This window comes from Streptomyces capparidis, assembly GCF_054782095.1.
On record NZ_BAAGTD010000069.1, the window covers coordinates 1 to 20,242 of the forward strand.

The following is a 20,242-nucleotide window of genomic DNA, read 5'->3' on the forward strand; positions in this document are numbered from 1 at the left end:
CCCGCCGCGCCCTCCGGCGCCCCGGAGCCCTCCGGCCGGGCGGCGGCACGGCGCGGTGAGCGGCGCGGCGCGGGGCGCGGCTCCGGGCGGCGCAGGCCCAAGTCGGTGAAGAAGCGGGTGCTGCACTGGACCGCGGGCACGATGGGCTTCCTGCTGGTGGCGGGCTGCACCGGCGGCTACTTCGTCTACCAGCACCTCAACGGCAACATCGACTCCTACGACGCCGACCTCGGCGACAACCGCCCCTCCGGCGGGGCCGACGGCGACCTGAACATCCTGATGATCGGCACCGACAGCCGCGAGGGCCTCGGCGACGAGTACGGCGACGCGGGCAGCCCCGGCCACGCCGACACCACGTTCCTCTTCCACGTCTCCAAGGACCGCAGCAACGCGACCGCCATCAGCTTCCCGCGCGACCTGATGGTGCAGATCCCGGAGTGCAAGACGGAGGACAAGAAGCGGGTGATCCCCGGCTCCGCCAACGCGATGTTCAACACCAGCCTGGGGCAGGACGAGCGCGGTCCCGACTGCACCTGGAAGACGGTGGAGCAGCTCACCGGGGTGCGCATCGACCACTTCATGATGGTGGACTTCAACGCCGTCAAGACGATGTCCAACGCGGTCGGCGGCGTCGAGGTGTGCGTGGACAAGGACATCGACGACCCCAAGTCCCACCTGAAGCTGAGCCGGGGCCGCCACACCATCGAGGGCGAGCAGGCGCTGGCGTTCGTCCGCACCCGCCACTCGGTGGGCCTGGGCGGCGACCTGACCCGCATCCCCCTCCAGCAGCAGTTCCTCAGCTCGATGATCCGCAAGATCAAGAGCAACGGCACGCTGACCAACCCCGGCAAGCTGTGGAAGCTCGCCAACGCGGCCACCAAGTCGCTGACCGTGGACAGCGGCATCGACAGCATCAAGAAGCTCAGCGACCTCGCCAAGGACGTCGGCCGGGTCAAGACCAAGAACATCACCTTCACCACCGTCCCCGTCATGGACGACCCGGTGGACAACAACCGGCTGGTGCTGAAGGAGACGGAGGCCAGGCAACTGTTCGCGATGGTGAAGGCCGACCGCTCCCTCACCGGCGCGGACAAGAAGAAGGAGAAGAAGAAGCCGTCCCCGAAGGAGACCGCCAAGGCCACCCCCGACCAGGTGCGGGTGAAGGTCGTCAACGGCAGCGGCGAGATGGGCGCCGCCCAGGAGACGGTGAACTGGTTGCAGAACGTGAAGGGCGTCATCCGCTCCAGCAACGGCCTCAACGCCCCGGCCGAAGTGGCGAAGACCACACTCCGGTACGCGTCCAACCAGGGTGATCAGGCGCGCGCCCTGGCTGACATCATGGGCCTGCCCGACTCCGCGCTGAAGGAGACGGGCGGGCAGGCCGGGCCCCTGGAGGAGATGACTCTCACCCTGGGCGAGGACTACGAGGGCGCGGGTGTTCCGCTGACGGCCCCGACCGCCGCTCCCGAGGACCTCCAGCGGGTCCAGGCGGACGACGAGAACGTCTGCGCCAAGTAGCCACGACCACCCACACGACACCCGGCCGGAACCCCGGGACGCCAGGACCCGGGGAACCAGCCGACCACCGCCGCGCGTCCTACACGGGCGCGCGGCAGCGACACCGCGTCACCATGCGCGGCCCTATGTCACACGTGCCTGGAGGAGGCCGTCGCATGCACGAGGGTGCACGCACCATAGACCCGACCGCCGAGCCAGGGCCCGCCGCCGACGGCCCGGGCGGCTCCGGCGGCGCGGGCGGGCACCGCAGACGCGGCAGCCGCCGGAGGAAGAAGGCCAAGAAGGGCGGCAGGCTCCGAATACTCAAGTGGGCGACGCTCGGTCTGAGCCTGCTCGTGCTGGGCACCGCGGGCGCGGGATGGCTCTACATCAACCACCTGAACGGCAACATACGCAAGGGCGAGCGCTCCAGCGGCGACAGCGACGTCGCCGGGCACAAGCCCAACGCCGACGGGCAGACCCCGCTGAACATCCTGCTCATCGGCTCCGACAGCCGGAACACCGCGGAGAACCTCAAGCTCGGCGGCAGGAAGGCCGACGTCGGCCGCAAGCCCCTGGCGGACGTCCAGATGCTGCTCCACGTCTCCGCCGACCGCAGCCACGCCGCGCTGCTCAGCATCCCCCGCGACACCCGGGTGGAGATACCCAAGTGCCGGGACCCCAAGACCGACGAGGAGTTCCCGGCCACCAACAACACCATCAACAACACCCTGGCCCGCGGCGGCGCCGGCTGCACCCTCGCCACCTGGCAGAACCTGACCGGCATGTACATAGACCACTGGATGATGATCGACTTCGCCGGTGTGGTCTCCATGGCGGACGAGGTCGGCGGCGTCGAGGTCTGCGTCAACCAGAACATCTGGGACCGCGACCTGAAGACCGGCAGGGGCGGCTCGGGCCTCAAGCTGGAGGCCGGGCGGAAGAAGGTGAAGGGCCAGGAGGCGCTCCAGTGGCTGCGCACCCGCTACGCCTGGGGCAGCGACATCCAGCGCACCAAGGCCCAGCGGATGTACATGAACTCGATGGTCCGCGAGCTGCGGTCGCAGAGCGTCTTCTCGGACACCGGACGGCTGATGGGCCTGGCCGAGGCCGCCACCAATGCGCTCCAGGTCAGTGAGGAGATCGGCACCGTCAAGAAGCTCTACCAACTGGGCATGGAGCTCAAGAGCGTGCCGCCGGACCGGATCACCTCCCTGACCATGCCCGCGGTCGACGACCCGCAGGACAGGAACCACGTGATACCCGCGCCGGGCGAGGCCGACAAGGTCTTCGCGATGCTGCGCAACGACGTGCCGCTGGACGCCAACGGCGGGAAGAAGGACGGGAAGTCCGGGGAGAAGCAGACCCCGAAGGACAAGGGCCCGGACGCGGCCGCCCCGGGCGGCATCGCCGTCAGCGTGGTCAACGGCACCGGGGCCGGCGGCCAGGCACCGGTCGACGGGCGCGCCAGCGACCTCGTGGAGAAGCTCGCCACGGCCGGCTTCACCCGGGCGGAGGCGAGCGTCGCGGGGGAGCCGCGGGAGTCCACCGTCGTGCAGTACCCGAAGGGCGAGGGCGACCAGGGCAAGGCGAACGCCCGGTCGGTGGCCAAGGCGCTGGGCGTGCCCGAGGCGGCGGTGCAGGCGTCCGAGGACGTCACGGTGATCACGCTGCACATCGGCGCCGACTGGCGGGAGGGCACCGACTACGCGGCCACCCTGCCCGAGGAGGGCGACGTCCCGGAGAGCTCGAACGCGCTGAACGGCTCGGACAAGGGGGCCTGCATGGACGTGTACGAGCCGTACCGCTGGTAGGGGCCCGGCCCCGCGTGACACGCCGGAGGGCGGCGCCGTTCGCGGCGCCGCCCTCCGGGTTTCGGCTGGGGGTTCTCGGATCCGCCGTGGTCCCGGATCCGCTGTGCTCAGGCCCCGGGCCCTCAGCGGGCTCCCGGCCCGCCGGGTTCTCAGGCCCGCTCGCCCGCCGGGTCCGCCGTGCGGCGGGGGGTGGGCGGCTTGCTGGCGATCACCTTCCTGGCCAGCGAGCGCGGGCTGGTGAGGAACCCCCAGCCCCACGACAGGTGCATGGTCGCCAGGGCCACCGGGATCTGGGCGCGCGCCCCCGGCGGCAGCCCGCGGCCCGCGGGGACCGAGCCCAGGATGATCGCCGCCAGGTAGCCGCCCGGCACGATCAGCGCCAGCGGGTGCAGGGCCACGCCCGCCACCAGGCCGAGCGCGATGGCGACCAGCGCCACCGGCGGGGCCAGGTAGCGCAGGTTCACCGAGCCCTTGTGGTAGCGGGTGACCACGCGTCGCCAGCGGCCATAGTTGAAGTACTGCTTGGCCAGCGCCCGCACGCTCGGCCGCGGCCGGTACGACACCCGCAGCTCGGGCGAGAACCAGATCAGGCCGCCCGCCCCGCGGATGCGGTAGTTCAGCTCCCAGTCCTGGGCGCGGATGAACTCCTCGTTGTACCCGCCCTGTTCGTCGAGCACCTCGCGGCGGAACACGCCCAGGTACACCGTCTCGGCGGGCCCGGCCTCGCCGCCGGTGTGGAAGGCCGCGTTGCCCACGCCTATCTTCGAGGTCATCGCGGCGGCGACGGCCCGCTCCCAGTCGTTCTCGCCCTCGGCGTGCATGATCCCGCCGACGTTGGCGGCGCCGGTCTCCGCCAGCAGCCGCACCGCGGTGGCGATGTAGCCGGGCGTCAGCATGCCGTGGCCGTCCACCCGGACCACCACCGGGTGCCGGGACGCGTTGATCGCCGCGTTCAGCGCGGCGGGGGTGCGCCCGGTGGGGTTGGGCACGGTGCGCACCCGCGGGTCCTCGGCCACCAGCTCGGCGGCGATCTCGTCGGTGCGGTCGGCGGACGGGCCGAGCGCGATCACCACCTCGAGCTCACCGGGGTAGTCCTGCTCCAGGATGTGCCGGACCGCGGTGCGCAGGTGCCGTTCCTCGTTGAGCACCGGCATGATCACGGAGACCGCCGGCGGCTGCTGGCCACTCGTATTCATCGCGGCCAACGGTACCGCCCGCCCGCCTCCCCGCCCCACCGCCCCGGGGGTGGCGGGGGCCGGGACGGGTGGGCGTGCCGGGGTTGCCGGGAAAGTCCGCCCGGGCGGCCGCCGGTCCTCCGGCCGGTACGCCGTCCCGGTGCCGTCCCGCCGTGGGAGCGGGCTGTGCCCCCTCACCCGCAAAAACGTTTCCTCCCAAGCCTGGGCCGGGGTGCGCCCGGTTCACCCGCCGCGGTCCCCCGTGAGAGTGGCCGTCGCTCCCGCGGCGGCGTGGAAACCGGCGGCGGTCCCGGACCCCTCGGACACTGGTCGGACGCCAGTGCCCATGGCCCCCCTCGGACGGCCCCTCGGAGGTGACCGCTCCATGCGCCCGCCCCGCCCCGCCCCCGCCCACCGCGCCGATCCCGGCGCACCCCGGCGGTCCGCGCGCCGGGACCCGCGCGGGGGCGCCCGGCGGGGGCTGCGCCTGCTGGGGCTGCGGCTCGCCGTCCTCCTATCGTGCGCGATCCTCGCCCTCAGCGGCCTGGGCTGGTCCGTGGTGCGGCACCTGAACGACAACATCCAGCGGGTGGACGCGTTCGACGGCATCACCGTGCGCCCCGAGCCGCGGCGCGGCGTGACGTTTCTGCTCGCCGGGGTGGACCGCCGCGAGGGCCTGACCCGGCGCGAGCGTCGGCAACTGCACGCGGGCGGCACCGCCTGCAACTGCACGGACGCCCTGATGCTCGTGCACGTCTCCGCCGACCGCAGCCGGGCCAGCGTGGTCAGCCTGCCGCGCGACTCCTACGTGGACTTCGCCCCGCACGACGAACCCGGCGGCGGCCACCGCGTCGTCCGGCACCGCGGGAAGATCAACGCCGCCTACGCGCACGGCGGGCCCGCGCTGACCGTCGCCACCGTGGAGCGCGCCACCGGCATCCACGTCAACCACTACCTGGAGCTGGACTTCCGCAGCTTCATGCGCACCGTGGACGCCCTCGGCGGGGTCGAGGTGTGCACCATGACCCCGCTCAAGGACGACTACTCCGGGCTCGACCTGCCCGCGGGCACCAGCACCGTGGACGGCGCCGAGGCGCTGAGGTACGTCCGCGCCCGGCACGTCGGCGGCTTTTCCGACTTCGACCGGATGCGGCGCCAGCAGCACTTCCTGGCCCAGGTGCTCGCGGAACTCGGCAGCAGCGGGCTGCTGGCCAACCCCGCCAGGCTCACCGCCGTGGTGGACAGCGTCCTCGACTCCGTCCGCGCCGACCGCGGCCTGACCAGCTCCGACCTGGTGGCGCTGGGCACCGCCATGCGCACCTTCGCCCTGGCCGGAGCGGAGTTCGTGCAGGTGCCCGTGGCCGACGACGACTACCGCGGGGACCCGGAGTGGGGCTCGTCCGTGCTCTGGCACCGCGACCGGGCCAGGCAGTTGTTCGAGCGGATCCGCGCCGACCAGCCGCTCACCTCCCGCCCCACCAGGCGCCGGGCCGTCCCCGTCCCCATCGACCCGCGCGGCATCCGGGTGCAGGTCGCCAACGGCTCCGGCCGCGCGGGCCTGGGCGGCCGGGTCGACGCGGAGCTGCGCAGGACCGGGTTCGCCACCAGCGGCCGCCCGGCCGACAGCAAGCCGCACGGCGAGACGGTCATCACCTACGACCCGCACTGGAGCCGCTCGGCGAGCTCCCTCGCCACCGCCCTGCCCGGCGCCCGCCTCAAGCCGGTCGAGGGCCGCGGCCCGGTGCTGCTGGTCACCGTCGGCGCCGACCACCGGGGCGTCCGCAGGGTCAAGGCGGCCACGGCGGGCCTGGCCGAGAACCCGCACGGGGCGGTGAGCGGGGAGGAGGTGCTGTGCCCGTGACCCGCGCGGGGCGCCTCGCCTCCGCGACCGTGCCGCCCTCCGCGACCGCGCCGCCCTCCGCGACCGCGCCGCCCTTCGCGACCGTGCCGCACCCCGTTCCAAGGGGCACATCAGGGGAACCCCCGGGCGCGTCGCGCGCACGTTCGGCCAAGTGATATGTCCTTTATGTCAATATCTCTCGCATGCGTGCATTCCTCGTCACCTCTGTCGGAGTAGCGTGCGCGGCCGTCCTGGCGGCCCCGACAGCGCTGCCGGTCCACGCCGCCGACCGCTCCCCGCAACGGGTCAACGAGGCCCGCGGCACGGCACGGGCCGCCAGTGCCGTGCCGGGCAGCACACGGACGGTCCCACTCGTCCCACTCGGCGTCCAGCGCAGAGCCCTCGCCGTCCGCGACGGCCTCGCCCCGCGCGGCCTGCCCGCGCGCAAGGTCGCACCGTTCTCCCTGCTCGGCGTCACCTGGAAGGACGCCTCCCAGGAGCTCCCGGGCACCGTCCGGGTGCGCACCCGCGCCATCGGCGGCCAGTGGTCGGCGTGGCAGCCGGTCCAGACGCACACCGACGACGGGCCCGACGCCAGCACCGACGAGGGCGCGGCCGGGCCCCGCCGGGGCAGCACCGCCCCGCTGTGGGTGGGCCCGTCCGACGCCGTCGAGGTCCGCGTCGAGCCGAAGCGCCCGCGGGCCAAGGCCCAGGGGCTGCGTGCCGTCCTGCCGCCCTGGCCCGACGACCTGCGGCTGGACCTGATCGACCCGGGCGACTGGTGGGAGGACGAGTACGAGTACCTGGACGCGCCGCCGGGCGGGTTCCCCTTCCCCGACTACGTCCCGGACGACGCCCACCCCTACGGCGAGGAGCCCGGCGACGTCCCCGCCGAGGACCCGCCGTCCCCACCGCGGGACGGCGGCACGGACACCGGGACGGGCAGTGACACCGGGACGGGCGGCGGCACCGGCGGCGGCACCGGGACGGGCAGCGACTCCGGGACGGGCGGCGGCACCGGCACCGAACCCGGGCCCAAGCCGGACCCCGGCACGGAACCCGGCCCCGGCACCGAGCCCGGTCCCGGCACGGAACCCGGTCCCGGCACCGAGCCCGGCCCCGGTACTGACCCCGGCACCGAACCCGGCACCGACCCCACCACCCCGCCCACCGACAGCGGCGCCGAGACGCCCGCGCACACCGCGCCGCGCCCGCGCATCGTCACCCGCGCCGGCTGGGGCGCCGACGAAGGGCTGCGCGAGAAGGAGTTCCGCTACACCACCGCGGTGAAGATGGCGTTCGTGCACCACAGCGCCACCGGCAACAACTACACCTGCGCCCAGGCTCCGTCCATCATCCGCGGCATCTACCGCTACCACGTGGTCAGCAGCGGCTGGCGCGACATCGGCTACAACTTCCTCATCGACAAGTGCGGCACCATCTACGAAGGCCGCGCCGGCGGCGTCACCAGGAATGTGATGGGCGCGCACACCTACGGCTTCAACCACGCCAGCACCGGCATCACGCTCCTGGGCACCCACACCACCGTCAAGCCGCCCGCCGCCGCGGTCCGCGCGCTGTCCGCGCTGACGGCGTGGAAGCTCGGCCTGACCGGCGTCAACCCCAAGGGCACCACCACGATGACGGCGGGCGGCGGCAAGTTCGAGAAGGGCACCAAGGTCCGCATGAAGACCATCTCCGGGCACCGCGACGGGTTCAACACCGAGTGCCCCGGCGCGAAGCTGTACGCCAAGCTGCCGTCCGTCCGCGCGGCGGCGGCCAGGCTCCAGGGCCGCTGACCGCCTCCGGCCGGGTCCCCGCCGCGCGGCGGGGACCCGGCCGGACCTGCATAGACTTGCCGATCACCCGCGTATGGCGGAACACCGAGGACGAAGATCCGAACCGGACACGGAGCAAGGACAAGGAACGGCGAAGCGGTGACAGTTGCGATCCTCCTGGTCGGCGGCAAGGGCACCCGGTTGCGCCCTCTGACGGTGCGCACACCCAAGCCCATGGTCCCGGCGGCCGGGGTGCCCTTCCTGACCCACCAACTGGCCAGGGCCCGCGACGCCGGGGTGGAGCACGTGGTGCTGGCCACCTCCTACCTGGCCGAGGTGTTCGAACCCCACTTCGGCGACGGCTCCCGGCTCGGGCTGCGCCTGACCTACGTCACCGAGGAGGAGCCGCTCGGCACCGGCGGCGCCATCCGCAACGCGGCGGCACGGCTGGCGGCTGGCCCCGGCGACCCGGTGCTGGTCTTCAACGGGGACATCCTCACCGGCCTGGACATCAAGGCCCTGCTCGGCACCCACACGGCCACCGGCGCCGACGTCACCCTGCACCTGACCCGGGTGCCCGACCCGCGCGCCTACGGCCTGGTGCCCACCGACGCCACCGGCCGGGTCACCGCCTTCCTGGAGAAGCCGCAGACCCCCGAGGAGATCGTCACCGACCAGATCAACGCGGGCGCCTACGTCTTCACCCGCTCCGTCATCGACACCATCCCCGCCGGGCGGCCCGTCTCGGTCGAGCGGGAGACCTTCCCCGGCCTGCTCGACGCCGGCGCCCACCTGCACGGCGTGGTGGACGACACCTACTGGCTGGACCTCGGCACCCCCGAGGCGTTCGTGCGCGGCTCCGCCGACCTGGTCCTCGGCCGCGCCCCCACGCCCGCGCTGCCCGGCCCCGGCGGCGACCACCTGGTGCTGGACGGCGCCGACGTCGCGCCCGACGCCAAGCTGACCGGCGGCACCTCCGTGGCGCCGGGCGCGGTGGTCGGCCCCGGCGCCCGCGTCCACGGCAGCGCGCTGCTCCCCGGCGCGGTGGTGGGCCCGGACACCTACGTCCGCGACAGCCTGGTCGGGGCGGGCGCGCGCGTGGGCGCCCGGAGCGTGCTGGAGGGCGTGGTCGTGGGGGACGGCGCGTGGGTCGGGTCGGACAACGAGCTGCGCCACGGCGCGCGGGTGTGGTGCGGGGCGCGCCTGCCGGAGGCGGCGATCCGCTTCTCGTCGGACCGGTAGCGCCCGCGGGCGGCCCGCCCCGGCCCCCGCCCGCCCCCGGCGGGCCGTTACCCTCACCTGCCATGACCTCGCCGCCGGAGCCGCCCCCCGCGCGCACCGCCGTGCCCGCGCCCCGCGGCGCCGGCGGCGCGCTCTCCCGCCGGTGGCGCCCCGCGGGCCCCCTCGACCTCGCGCTCACCCTGTCCCCGCTGCGCCGCGGCACCGGCGACCCCGCGCTCCGGGTCGGCGCCGACCTGGCCGTGTGGCGGGCCTCCCGCACCCCGGAGGGCCCCGCCACCGTGCGCCTGGCCGCCCGCCCCGCGGAGGGCGCGGTGGACGCCGACGCCTGGGGGCCCGGCGCCCGCTGGCTGCTCGACCGGGTGCCCGACCTGCTCGGCGAGGGCGACCGGCCCGAGGAGTTCACCCCCCGCCACCGGATCGTGCTCGCCGCGCACCGGCGCCACCCCGGTCTGCGGCTGCCCCGCACCGGCCTGGTCATGGAGTCGCTGGTCCCCGCCATCCTGGAGCAGCGCGTCACCACGGGCGAGGCGTACCGCGCCTGGCGGCTGATGCTGCGCCAGCACGGCGAGCCCGCGCCGGGGCCGTCCGGCTCGCCCGCCGAGCGGATGCGCGTCATGCCCGAGCCCCGCGCGCTCGCGCTCATCCCGTCCTGGGAGTGGCATCGCTACGGCGTGGACCAGGCCCGCTCCGGCGCGGTGGTGCGCGCGGCGCGGGTCGCGCGGCGGATGGAGGAGGCCGCGGCGATGGACGGGGAGGCCGCCGCGCGGCGGCTGACGGCGGTGCCCGGGATCGGCCCGTGGACCGCGGCGGAGACCCTCCAGCGCAGCAACGGCGACCCCGACGCCGTCTCCGTCGGCGACCTGCACCTGCCCGGCACCGTCGGGTACGCGCTGACCGGCGAGCGCACCGACGACGACGGCATGCTCGCGCTCCTGGAGCCGTACCGCGGCCAGCGGCACCGTGCCTGCCGCCTCATCCTGCTCTCCGGCCGCAGACCGCCCCGCCGCGCCCCGCGCTACGCGCCGGTCGACTACCGCGGCATGTAGGCGCCGCCCGCCGCGCCCGCGCGCGGGATCAGCGCAGCCGCGCCCGCGCGGGGGATCAGCGCACGGCCACGAAGGCGTCCGGGTCCCGCTCCGGCCGCGGCCGCGGCGCCGCCGCCGGGTGGCCGACCGCGACCGCGCCCATGGGGTCCCAGTCGCCCGGCAGGTCCAGCTCGCGCCGCACCACGTCGCGGCAGAACATCGTCGAGGACACCCACGCCGACCCCAGGCCCTCCCCGGCCAGCGCCACCAGCAGGTTCTGCACGGCCGCGCCCGCGGCCACCACGAACATCTCCCGCTCGGCGCCCGCCCGCCGGGGATCCGGGTAGGCGTGCGCGCCGTCCGCGACCAGGCAGGGCACCACCAGGTACGGCGCGCGCCGCAGCACGTCACCGCGCGCGGTGCGCCGGGCCACCGCCGCCTCGTCGAACCCGTCCGCGCGCAGGTCCGCCCGCCACGCGTCCAGCATCGAGTCCAGCAGTCGCGTCCTGGCCCGCGCCGACTCCAGCAGCACGAACCGCCACGGCGTGGTGTGGTGCGGCGCGGGCGCGGTGACGGCGGCGGCGACGGCCCGCCGGACCGCGCCGGGGTCCACCGGGGCGTCGGTGAACTCCCGCACCGTGCGCCGCAGCGTCACCGCCCGCCGCACCGCCTCGGAGGTGCCGAGGGCGAACATGTCCGACGCCGCGTCGCGCACCAGCGCCCGCGCCCCCGGCCCGTCGCCGTCCTCCACCAGGTGCGCGAGCCCCCGCACCACCGCGACCGGCAGCCCCCGCGTCTTGCCCTTGACCAGGTCGCCCGCGCCCGCCAGCTCGTCCGCGACCGCGACCACGGTGGCCCGGAGCGGATTGCCGTGCGGGTCCGCGGTGCCGCGGTGGTCGTCCAGCACCCGCAGCCCCGCCGCGCCCAGCGCCACGTCCGTCAGGCCCTCGCGCCACGGCCGCCCGAAGGTGTCGGTCACCACCACGGCGACCCGCACCCCGAGCGCCTCGCGCAGCCCGGCCCGCAGTCGCCGCGCCGAGGCGTCCGGGTCCCGCGGCAGCAGCAGCACCGTGCCGGGCGGGGTGTTGGACGCGTCCACGCCCGCCGCCGCCATCACGAAGCCGTGCCTGGTCCGCACGATCCTGGTCGGCCCGCGCCTGGCCACCACCGCCGCCGTCTCCGCGTCGATCAGCGCCTCGCGGTCCCCGGCCGCGACCCGGCGGCTCTCCGCCTTGCTGACGATCTTCGAGGTGACCAGCAGCACGTCCCCGTCGGCGAGCCCGGAGGGGCCCGCGGCGGCGGCGATCAGCCCCGCCAGGTCGTCCCCCTCGCCCACCTCGGGGATGCCGGGCAGCGCCCACACGCGCACCGCGCCCCGCTCCGCGCCGCTCACCGCGCCACCTCCGCCGCCAGGTCCAGGGCCCGGCGGGCCATCAGCGCCGTCGCCGCGGTGTCCGTCATCATCAGCGGCACCGCGCGGCAGCGGATGCCGCACGCCTCCACCCGCGGCACCGCGGCCGCGTCCACCTCGTCCACCAGCCACCCGTCCAGCAGGCCGGAGCCGTAGTGCTCGGCCACCGCGGCGGCGCTGGTCTCCACGCCGATCGCGGCGAGCATCCGGTCGGCCATGCCCCGCACCGGCGCGTCCCCGACGATGGGGGACAGGCCCACGACCGGCGCGTCCGCCTCGGCGACCGCCTCCCGGATCCCGGGCACGGCCAGGATGGTGCCGACGCTGACCACCGGGTTGGACGGCGGGAAGACGATCACGTCCGCCGCGGCGAGCGCCTCCAGCACGCCCGGCGCGGGCTTGGCCTGGTCGGCGCCGACCGGCACCACCGCGTGCGCCTCCACCGAGGCGCGCAGCCGCACCCAGTACTCCTGGAAGTGCACGGCCCTGCGCCCGTCCCCGGTGTCCACGACGACATGCGTCTCCACCCGGTCGTCCGTCATGGGGATCAGCCGCACCCCGGGCTGCCAGCGGCGGCACAGCGCCTCGGTGACGGCGCTGAGCGGATAGCCCGCGGCCGTCATCTGGGTGCGCACGATGTGGGTGGCGAAGTCCCGGTCGCCCAGCCCGAACCAGTCGGGGCCGACCCCGTAGGCGGCCAGCTCCTCCTTCACCGACCAGGTCTCGTCCGCGCGGCCCCAGCCCTGCTCCTCGTGGATGCCGCCGCCCAGGGTGTACATCACCGTGTCCAGGTCGGGGCAGACCTTCAGGCCGAACAGGTGGATGTCGTCACCGGTGTTGCCGATGACGGTGATCTCCGCGTCCGGTGCCGCTGCTTTCAGGCCGCGCAGGAAACGGGCGCCCCCGATGCCTCCGGCCAGTACCACGATGCGCATGGCGGCCAGTCTCGCAGGCCACGCGCCCACCGCCGGGCACCGGCCCTACTCGGCCCCCGCGGCCACGCCCAGGCACGCGTGCCGCAGGTGCGGCTGGGGGTGCGGCGTCATCTCCGTCAGCCCCGGGAAGTACACGTGCAGGCTGACCACGGGCTCCAGCGTGTCGTTCCCGGCCTCGTGCACGTACCCCGGCGCGAACACCCGCTGCCCGCCGGGCCCGATCAGCCGCCTGACCTCCCGCCCGGCCCCGCCGCCCGCCCCCTCGCCGGCCCGCCCGGCCCGGCCGCCGTCCCGCCCCGTGCCGCCCCGGGTGAACGACCGCTCGGTCAGCGTCCCCTGGAGCACCGTCAGCACCCCGCTGGACCGGCCGTGGTCGTGCGCCCCGCTGCTCTGCCCCGGCAGCCAGCTCAGCAGCCACACCTCGTACCCGGGCCCGGTCAGCAGGCGGTGGTACCAGCGGCTCACCGGGTCGAAGCGGACCAGCGGCGCCCACCGGCCGCGGTCCTCCGCGATCGCGCGGGACAGCCCGGCGAACTCGGCGACGGTCGCGGGGTGCGGGGCGCGCGGCGGGGCCAGATGGGCGGCGGCGAGCGGGTCGCCGCCGACGGAGATGTCGCTGAGCTGCGGGAGCGCGTCGGAGGCTGCGGGGCGCGGGGCGCTGTTCACGGTGGAGGGTTCCTCGGAGGGCCGGGCGGGTGGGCGGGAGCGCCGCCGGCCGGGGCGCCCCGGGGGTGAGGGGCGGGCGGGCAGGGCGCGGGGGAGCGGGGGCTGCGGGCACGCGGGAGGGGGGCGCGGTGGCGCGGAGGGGGCGTGCGGCGGGCCGCGGGGCTGGTGGCCGCCGCGGGCGCGCTCCGTTCAGCGGGCTGGGCCGAGCGGGCTGGGCTCAGCGGACCGCGTCGAGCGATCGCGGGCAGCCGGCGGGGTCAGGCGCGACAGCCGGAACAGGAGCGACAGCGGCAGGACAGACAGGGGCAGTGGGCCGGCACGGCGCGGCGGAACTCGGCGCGGCGAGTCCGGGAGGGCGCGTGGGTCACTGGCATGCCGTCCAGCAGACCGCGCGGCGAGGAGGGCTGTCAACTCGGGGCGTCCGCGATGTGAACCCCTTCACCCGATCCGGCGTACCACCGGAGAGGAAAGGTTTGGCCGGGGGAACCGGGGGCAGCCGATGCGGCATCAGCGAGTACGGTCCGCCGTTGTCATTCCGTGACGAATTCGTGATCCGCGTCGCACCTCCCGGGCACCGGGGAACCCCGCCCCTCCGTACGGCGTCCTGAACGAGTGGGCGAGGTCACCCGAAGTGTCCTGTCGTGATTTGGGATGATTTGAACACTTTCTGCGAGCCCTTGGTTCCAGCGGGTGAATGAGAGGCCCAATAGCAGATCTCGGCTTGACTGGGCTGGATCAGCGCACTTGTAATTTCACTCGTGTCGTTCAGTCCGCGGTCTTTTGTCGCAGTCACATCACAGGCGCATCACGGGGAAGCAAACAGGAGCGAGGGGCGCACATGACCGAGCTTTTTGAGCTGCTGCTGGGCGAGGAAGCCGAAGAAGAGCTCGGATGGCAGGAGCGCGCGCTGTGCGCGCAGACCGACCCCGAGTCCTTCTTCCCCGAAAAGGGCGGCTCGACCCGTGAGGCCAAGAAGGTCTGCCTGGCGTGCGAGGTGCGCTCCGAGTGCCTGGAGTACGCACTCGCCAACGACGAGCGCTTCGGCATCTGGGGCGGCCTGTCGGAACGGGAACGGCGACGCCTGAAGAAGGCCGCGGTCTGACCCGGCGCCCGCCGCCGGGAAGACCGGGTCCGCCCTCCGCGCACAGCGGGAGGCGGACCTTTTGTGTACGGCCCGCCCGACGGGCCCACCGGCTGAGGCCCGCCCCCCGCGTGCCCGCCCCCCGCCGCGGACCGGGCCCGGGTTGTGGGGCCTTCGTGCGGACCGGCGCTCGCGCGGGGGAGGCCGCGGGAGCGAGACGTTAGTGTGGTGGGCCGTCCCGGACGCGGGCGCCAGCCGCCACCGCGTCCCCACCGTCCAGCGAACCAGGGCGCGTCTCCTCGATGTCCGTTCACAGTCACTCAACGGCACAGCCGCAGCGGCCCACCGGGGTCCCGGAATTCCCGCGCCACATCGTCACGGCCGTCCTCGTCGCGCACGACGGCGCCCGCTGGCTGCCCGACGTGCTGTCCGGACTCACCGGCCAGGAGCGCCCGGTGCAGGACGTCGTCGCCGCCGACACCGGCAGCGCCGACGCCTCCGCCGAACTGCTGAAGGACGCCCTCGGCGACCAGCGCGTGCTCCACCTCGGCCGCCGCACCGGCTTCGGCGCCGCCGTCGACGAGGCCGTGCGCACCGTGCCGCCCGTCGACCCCTCCGCCCTGCCCTACCTGGGGCGCACCAGCGGCGGCTGGGACCCGGCCACCCGCACCTGGCACGACGACGAGCCCGACGCCCCGCCCGGCGAGCCCGTGCAGTGGCTGTGGCTGCTCCACGACGACTCCGCCCCCGAGCCCGACGCCCTGGCACAGTTGCTGCGGGTCGCGGACTCCAGCCCCTCCACCGCCGTCGTCGGCCCCAAGCTCCGCAGTTGGTACGACCGCCGCACCCTGCTCGAGGCCGGCGTCAGCATCGCCCGTAGCGGCCGCCGCTGGACCGGCCTCGACCGGCGCGAGCAGGACCAGGGCCAGCACGACCAGGTCCGCCAGGTCCTCGCCGTGTCCTCCGCCGGCATGCTGGTGCGCCGCGATGTGTGGGAGCGGCTCGGCGGCTTCGACGGCGCGCTGCCGCTGATGCGCGACGATGTCGACTTCTGCTGGCGCGCCCAGGCCGCGGGCCACACCGTCATGGTCGCGCCCGGCGCCGTCCTGCGGCACGCCGAGGCCGCCGCCCGCGAGCGCCGCCCCATCGACTGCGCCCGCCAGCCCCGCCCGCACCGCGTGGACAAGGCCGGCGCGGTGTACACCCTCCTCGCCAACACCCGCGGCGCCCTCCTGCCGTACGTGCTGCTGCGCGTGGTGGTCGGCACCCTGCTGCGCACCCTGGGCTACCTGATCGGCAAGGTCCCCGGCCAGGCCCTGGACGAGATCGCCGGCCTGGCCTCCGTGCTGCTGCGGCCGGGCAGGGTGCTGAGCGCGCGCCGCGCCAGATCGGGCGCGCGCGGCCACGCCGCCGAGCTGCGCCCGCTGTTCCCGCCGCCCGGCGCCACCATCCGGCTCGCCGTCGAGCAGCTCGCCGCCAACGTCGGCGGGCGCGCCGCCGACGGAGAGGCGTCCGCGGGCCGCCACGGCGCCGTCGACACCGGCCCCACCGACGAGGACGCCGACTTCCTCGAGGTGGAGAACTTCGCCCGGCTGAAACGAATCGCCCGCAAGCCCGCCCCGGTGCTCTTCGCCGCGCTGCTCGTGGTCTCCCTGCTCGCCGCCCGCGGCCTGCTCACCGGCGGCGCCCTGTCCGGCGGCGCGCTGCTGCCCCCGCCCGAGGGCGCCTCCGACCTGTGGGCGCGCCTCGCCGACGCCTGGCACCCCGTCGGCACCGGCAGCACCGAGCCCGCCCCGCCCTACCTGGGCTTCCTCGCCGTGCTCGGCACCGTGCTGCTCGGCGACGCCGGGCTCGCCGTCGGCACGGCCCTGGTCGCCTCCGTCCCGCTGGCCGGGCTCACCGCCTACCTCGCCGCCCGGCCGCTGGTGGCCTCCCGGATGCTGCGCGCCTGGGGCAGCGTCACCTACGCCCTGCTGCCCGCCGTCACCGGCGCGCTCGCCGCGGGCCGCCTTGGCACCGCCGTGCTGGCCGTGCTGCTCCCCCTGATCGCCCGCGCCGCCGCCTCCGCCGCGGGGCTGAACCTCGGCCGGGCCGCCCTGGACCGCGGGGCCCGCCCCAACTGGCGCGGCGCCTGGGCGACGGCGCTGCTGCTCACCGTCGTCACCGCCTTCACCCCCGTGGTGTGGCCCGCCGCCGCGGTGCTCTGCGTCCTGGCCCTGGCCGCGCGGGCCGCGGGCGCCCACCGCCGTCTGCTGGCCCCGCTGGCCCTGCGCTTCGCGGTGGCGCTCGGCACCCCGCTGGCGCTGCTCGCCCCGTGGTCGCTGGGGCTGCTCACCGACCCGTCCCGCTTCCTGGTCGAGGCCGGGCTGCCGTTCGTCCACGGCGACGCCGCCCCCGCGGCCGACCTGGCGCTGCTCAGCCCCGGCGGCCCCGGAGTGCCGCCCGCCGCCGTGCTCGTCGGCGTGCTCCTCGCCGGGCTCGGCGCGCTGCTGCGGGCCGAGCGGCGCACCGCGATCCTGGCCGCCTGGGCCGCCGCCCTGACCGGCCTGGCGTTCGCGCTGCCCACCAACGGCGCCGAGGTCACCGGCGACGGCATGGCCGACGGCCAGACCTGGGCCGGGCCCGCCGTGCTGCTGTACTCCCTCGGGCTGCTCACCGCCGCCGTCGTCGGCGCCGAGGGCATCAGGACCCGCGTGGCCGGGACGAGCTTCGGCTGGCGCCAGCCCGCCGCGGCCCTCGTCGCGGTCGCCGCGGCCCTGGCGCCGCTGTGCGCGGCCGGGGCGTGGCTGATGCGCGGCGCGGGCGACCCGCTGGACCGCCGCGACCCGGTGCAGGTCCCCGCGTTCGTCGCCGCGGAGAGCGCCACCCGCGACCAGGCGCGCACCCTGGTGATCGGCGGCGACAGCCGAGCCGACGTCTCCTACACGCTGGTGCGCGGCTCCGGCGTGCGGCTCGGCGACGCCGAGGCCGCGGCGCTGCGCGGCGGCGACCGGGGCCTGGCCCGGGTGGTCAGCGACCTGCTCGCCGGCACCGGCGCCGACCAGGCGGATCGCCTCGCCGAGTACGCGGTGCGGTTCGTGCTGGTCGAGGACGGCCCGGCGCAGCGCGAACTGGCCGGAGTCCTCGACACCACCCCCGGCGTCCTGCGGCTCAGCCAGGAGAACGGCGCCGCGCTGTGGCGCGTGGACCGCACGGTCGCCCGGGTGACGATCACCGGTGGCGGCCTCGACCGGCCCGTCGCCGTCGCCGCGGGCCCGGTCGGCGCCCGCGACACCGTCCCGGACGGCGGCGAGGGCCGGGTGCTGCGCCTGGCGGAGTCCGCCGACGGCAACTGGCGCGCCACCCTGGACGGCCGCGCCCTGAAGCCCGTCACCGTGGACGGCTGGGCGCAGGGCTTCGAGCTGCCCGCCTCCGGCGGACGGCTGACCCTCACCTACGAGACCCCGTTCGCGCACACCGCGTGGCTGTGGACGCAGGGCTTCCTCCTCCTCGTCGTGCTGGTCCTGGCCCTGCCGGGGCGGCGCCGCGACGTGGACGACGACCTGCCGGAGGTCGCCGCGGCCGTGCCCGCGCAGGCGCCGGACGGCGAGGGCCGCAGGGCCCGCCGCCTGCGCGCCCAGGCGGCCGAGGCGGAGCGGGCCGGGGCCGAGCCGGAGCCGGAGTACGCGGCACCGGAGTACGCCGGGCCGGAGTACGCCGGGCCCGGGGCGGGTGCCGCGGGGCCGCCGCCCGAGCCCGCGGAGCCGCCCGTGCTCGCCACCGTCCCCGTGCCGGACCACGAGGACGAGGGCTCGGAGTGGAACGCCTTCCAGCCTGCGGCCCGCCCCGCGGAGCCGCGCCCCGCCGACCCCTACGCCCACCAGTACCGTCCCGACGGCGCCGACCCGTACGCCGCCCCCGGCTACGGCGACTACCAGGGCGGCTCCTGGCCGCCCGGCACGCCGTACCAGGAGCCGTACGGCTACCAGCAGGGCGGTTACCAGCAGGGCGGCTACCCGCCCGGCACCGGCGACGCCGACGGCTACGGCGCGGCCGACCCCTACCCCGGGAACCACGAGGCCGGCCAGTACGACAGCACCGAGTACGACGGCACCCACTACGACGGGACCCAGTACGACGCGTCCCAGTACGAAGACGGCCGGTACCACTACGGCGACGACCAGTACGGCGACGACCAGTACGGCGACGACCAGTACGGCGACGACCAGTACGGCGGCCGCGAGCGCCGTGACGGGAGCGAGCAGTGAAGCGCACCACCCTGACCCTGATCGCGGTCGTCGCGGTCTTCGCCGCCCTCCTCGGCGCCGCCGCGCTGACCGCCCCCGAGCCCGCCGACACCGCGGGCGACGCCGCACCGGCCGCCGTCCGCCGGATGCCGGTGCAGCAGACCACGCTGACCTGCCCCGCCCCGTCCTCCTCGGACTTCGCCGACACCACCTACACCGCCTACTCGGCGGGCGCCGTCGACGGCGACGGCGGCAAGGCGTCCGGCGGCTCGGCCGCACTGCGTCCTGCGCCCGGCGCCAAGGGCGACAAGGGCGACAAGGGCGACAAGGAAGGGGCGGACGGCAAGCCCGTCGCCCCCCTGACCGCCACCGGCGAACCCGTCACCGCCGACACCGACGACCCGCGGGCCCCCGCCCTCACCGGCACCGCCGACGGCGCGCTCGCCCCCGGCTACACCGTCCAGCAGACCACCGAGGTCTCCTCGGGCGACGGCCGCGGCCTGTACGGCACCTCCTGCACCGCCCCGGGCGCCGACTTCTGGTTCCCCGGCGTCTCCACCGCCGAGGGCCGCGAGGACTACGCGCACCTGACCAACCCCGACGACACCCCGGCCGTGGCCGACCTGGAGCTGTACGGCCCCGAGGGACGGGTGGAGACCACCGCGGGCGAGGGCGTCAACGTGCCCCCGCACGCCACCGTCCCCATCCGGCTGTCCACCCTGGCCGGGACCGAGGAGCGCGACCTGGCGCTGCACGTGGTGGCCCGCTCCGGCCGGGTCGGCGCCGCCGTGCAGGCCGCCCACCCCGAGCTCGGCGGCGACTGGCTGCCCGCCTCGGCCGCGCCCGCCGACAGCGTCGTGCTGCCGGGGCTGCCCAAGGACACCGAGTCCGCGCGCCTGGTCGTGTTCGCGCCCGGGGACGACGCCGACCTGAAGGTCGAACTGGCCACCCCCACCAGCTCCATCGTCCCGGCGGGCCACGAGACGCTGCGGGTCAAGAGCGGCATGGTCGCCGTCGCCGACCTGGAGAACATCACCCAGGGCGAGGCCGGGTCGCTGGTGCTCACCCCGAGCACCCCCGGGGACGCCAGCCCGGTCGTGGCGGGCCTGGAGCTGGTGCGCGGCAAGGGCGACGACCGGGAGCTGGCGTTCCTGTCCGCCACCGGGCCCGTGAAGCAGCAGGCCACCGTCTCGGGCAGCGAGCGCGAGGACACCACCGTCTTCCTCACCGCCCCGGACGAGGCCGCGAAGGTGAAGGTCACCTCCACGGCGGGCGGCGCGCCCGCCGAGAAGACGGTGGAGGTCAGGGCGGGCACCACACTGGCGCTGGAGCCGCCGGAGCCGTCGGGGAAGGGCCCCTACGCGATCACCGTCACGCCCGTCTCCGGCGGTCCGGTGCACGCCGCGCGGATGCTCGACATGCCCGCGGACGGGGTGGCGGCCTTCACCGTCCAGCCGATGCCGGACGACCGCGCGACCGTGCCGGTGCCGTCCAGCCACGAGGACATCTCCGTCGTCGGCCGGGACTGACCCCGACCGGCACCGGACCGGAG

At 75.8% G+C, this 20,242-nt stretch carries 13 protein-coding genes; 9 read left to right on the forward strand and 4 right to left on the reverse strand.

Going from position 1 to position 20,242, the window contains the following annotated elements; translation table 11 throughout:
* Nucleotides 1–1,518 (forward strand): LCP family protein (locus ACYVO2_RS34005; RefSeq protein ID WP_461011960.1); only part of this gene is annotated, 1,518 nt, incomplete at its 5' end.
* Between the two features lie 155 nt (nt 1,519–1,673).
* Entirely contained in the window at nt 1,674–3,311 is a 1,638-nt protein-coding gene (locus ACYVO2_RS34010; RefSeq protein ID WP_461011961.1) for an LCP family protein, read from the forward strand.
* Nucleotides 3,312–3,460: 149 nt separating this feature from the next.
* On the opposite strand, the gene ACYVO2_RS34015 is transcribed toward ACYVO2_RS34010, so the two are convergent.
* Entirely contained in the window at nt 3,461–4,507 is a 1,047-nt protein-coding gene (locus ACYVO2_RS34015) for a glycosyltransferase family 2 protein (RefSeq protein WP_461011962.1), read from the reverse strand.
* 364 nt (nt 4,508–4,871) lie between these two features.
* Between ACYVO2_RS34015 and ACYVO2_RS34020 the strand changes: the two genes are divergently transcribed.
* The 4 genes from ACYVO2_RS34020 (at nt 4,872) to ACYVO2_RS34035 (ending at nt 10,392) form a co-directional block, all read left to right on the forward strand.
* Nucleotides 4,872–6,347: an LCP family protein gene (locus tag ACYVO2_RS34020; RefSeq protein WP_461011963.1), complete on the forward strand. Its 1,476-nt coding sequence runs from the start codon at nt 4,872–4,874 to the stop codon at nt 6,345–6,347.
* A gap of 182 nt (nt 6,348–6,529) precedes the next feature.
* Entirely contained in the window at nt 6,530–8,125 is a 1,596-nt protein-coding gene (locus ACYVO2_RS34025; protein WP_461011964.1) for a peptidoglycan recognition protein family protein, read from the forward strand.
* A gap of 138 nt (nt 8,126–8,263) precedes the next feature.
* A complete protein-coding gene (gene manB / locus ACYVO2_RS34030) occupies nt 8,264–9,346 on the forward strand; it encodes a mannose-1-phosphate guanylyltransferase (protein WP_461011965.1) in 1,083 nt (360 codons plus the stop codon).
* 62 nt (nt 9,347–9,408) lie between these two features.
* Complete coding sequence (locus ACYVO2_RS34035) at nt 9,409–10,392, forward strand: DNA-3-methyladenine glycosylase family protein (protein ID WP_461011966.1); 984 nt, start codon at nt 9,409–9,411, stop codon at nt 10,390–10,392.
* A 55-nt stretch (nt 10,393–10,447) separates the two neighbouring features.
* Here ACYVO2_RS34035 and ACYVO2_RS34040 read toward each other — a convergent pair whose 3' ends face one another.
* Genes ACYVO2_RS34040 through ACYVO2_RS34050 form a run of 3 tightly spaced genes read right to left on the reverse strand, consistent with a single transcriptional unit; the run spans nt 10,448 to nt 13,383 of the window.
* The gene (locus ACYVO2_RS34040) at nt 10,448–11,764 is read right to left on the reverse strand and encodes a coenzyme F420-0:L-glutamate ligase (RefSeq protein ID WP_461011967.1); all 1,317 of its coding nucleotides are present in this window, start codon (nt 11,762–11,764) and stop codon (nt 10,448–10,450) included.
* Nucleotides 11,761–12,717 carry a 2-phospho-L-lactate transferase gene (cofD, locus tag ACYVO2_RS34045; protein ID WP_461011968.1) on the reverse strand — a complete coding sequence of 319 codons (957 nt, stop codon included), beginning with the start codon at nt 12,715–12,717 and terminating at the stop codon, nt 11,761–11,763. The genes ACYVO2_RS34040 and cofD overlap by 4 nt, the downstream gene beginning before the upstream one ends.
* A gap of 45 nt (nt 12,718–12,762) precedes the next feature.
* Nucleotides 12,763–13,383 (reverse strand): cysteine dioxygenase, encoded by a 621-nt coding sequence (locus ACYVO2_RS34050; protein WP_461011969.1) that lies wholly within the window; start codon nt 13,381–13,383, stop codon nt 12,763–12,765.
* A gap of 838 nt (nt 13,384–14,221) precedes the next feature.
* On the opposite strand from ACYVO2_RS34050, the gene ACYVO2_RS34055 reads away from it, so the two are divergent.
* The 3 genes from ACYVO2_RS34055 (at nt 14,222) to ACYVO2_RS34065 (ending at nt 20,219) form a co-directional block, all read left to right on the forward strand.
* A complete protein-coding gene (locus tag ACYVO2_RS34055; protein WP_018386373.1) occupies nt 14,222–14,485 on the forward strand; it encodes a WhiB family transcriptional regulator in 264 nt (87 codons plus the stop codon).
* A 281-nt stretch (nt 14,486–14,766) separates the two neighbouring features.
* A complete protein-coding gene (locus ACYVO2_RS34060; RefSeq protein ID WP_461011970.1) occupies nt 14,767–18,711 on the forward strand; it encodes a glycosyltransferase family 2 protein in 3,945 nt (1,314 codons plus the stop codon).
* Nucleotides 18,708–20,219, forward strand: a complete 1,512-nt coding sequence (locus tag ACYVO2_RS34065; protein ID WP_461011971.1) for a DUF5719 family protein — start codon at nt 18,708–18,710, stop codon at nt 20,217–20,219. Before ACYVO2_RS34060 ends, ACYVO2_RS34065 begins: the two co-directional genes overlap by 4 nt.
* The last annotated feature ends 23 nt before the right edge of the window (nt 20,220–20,242 follow it).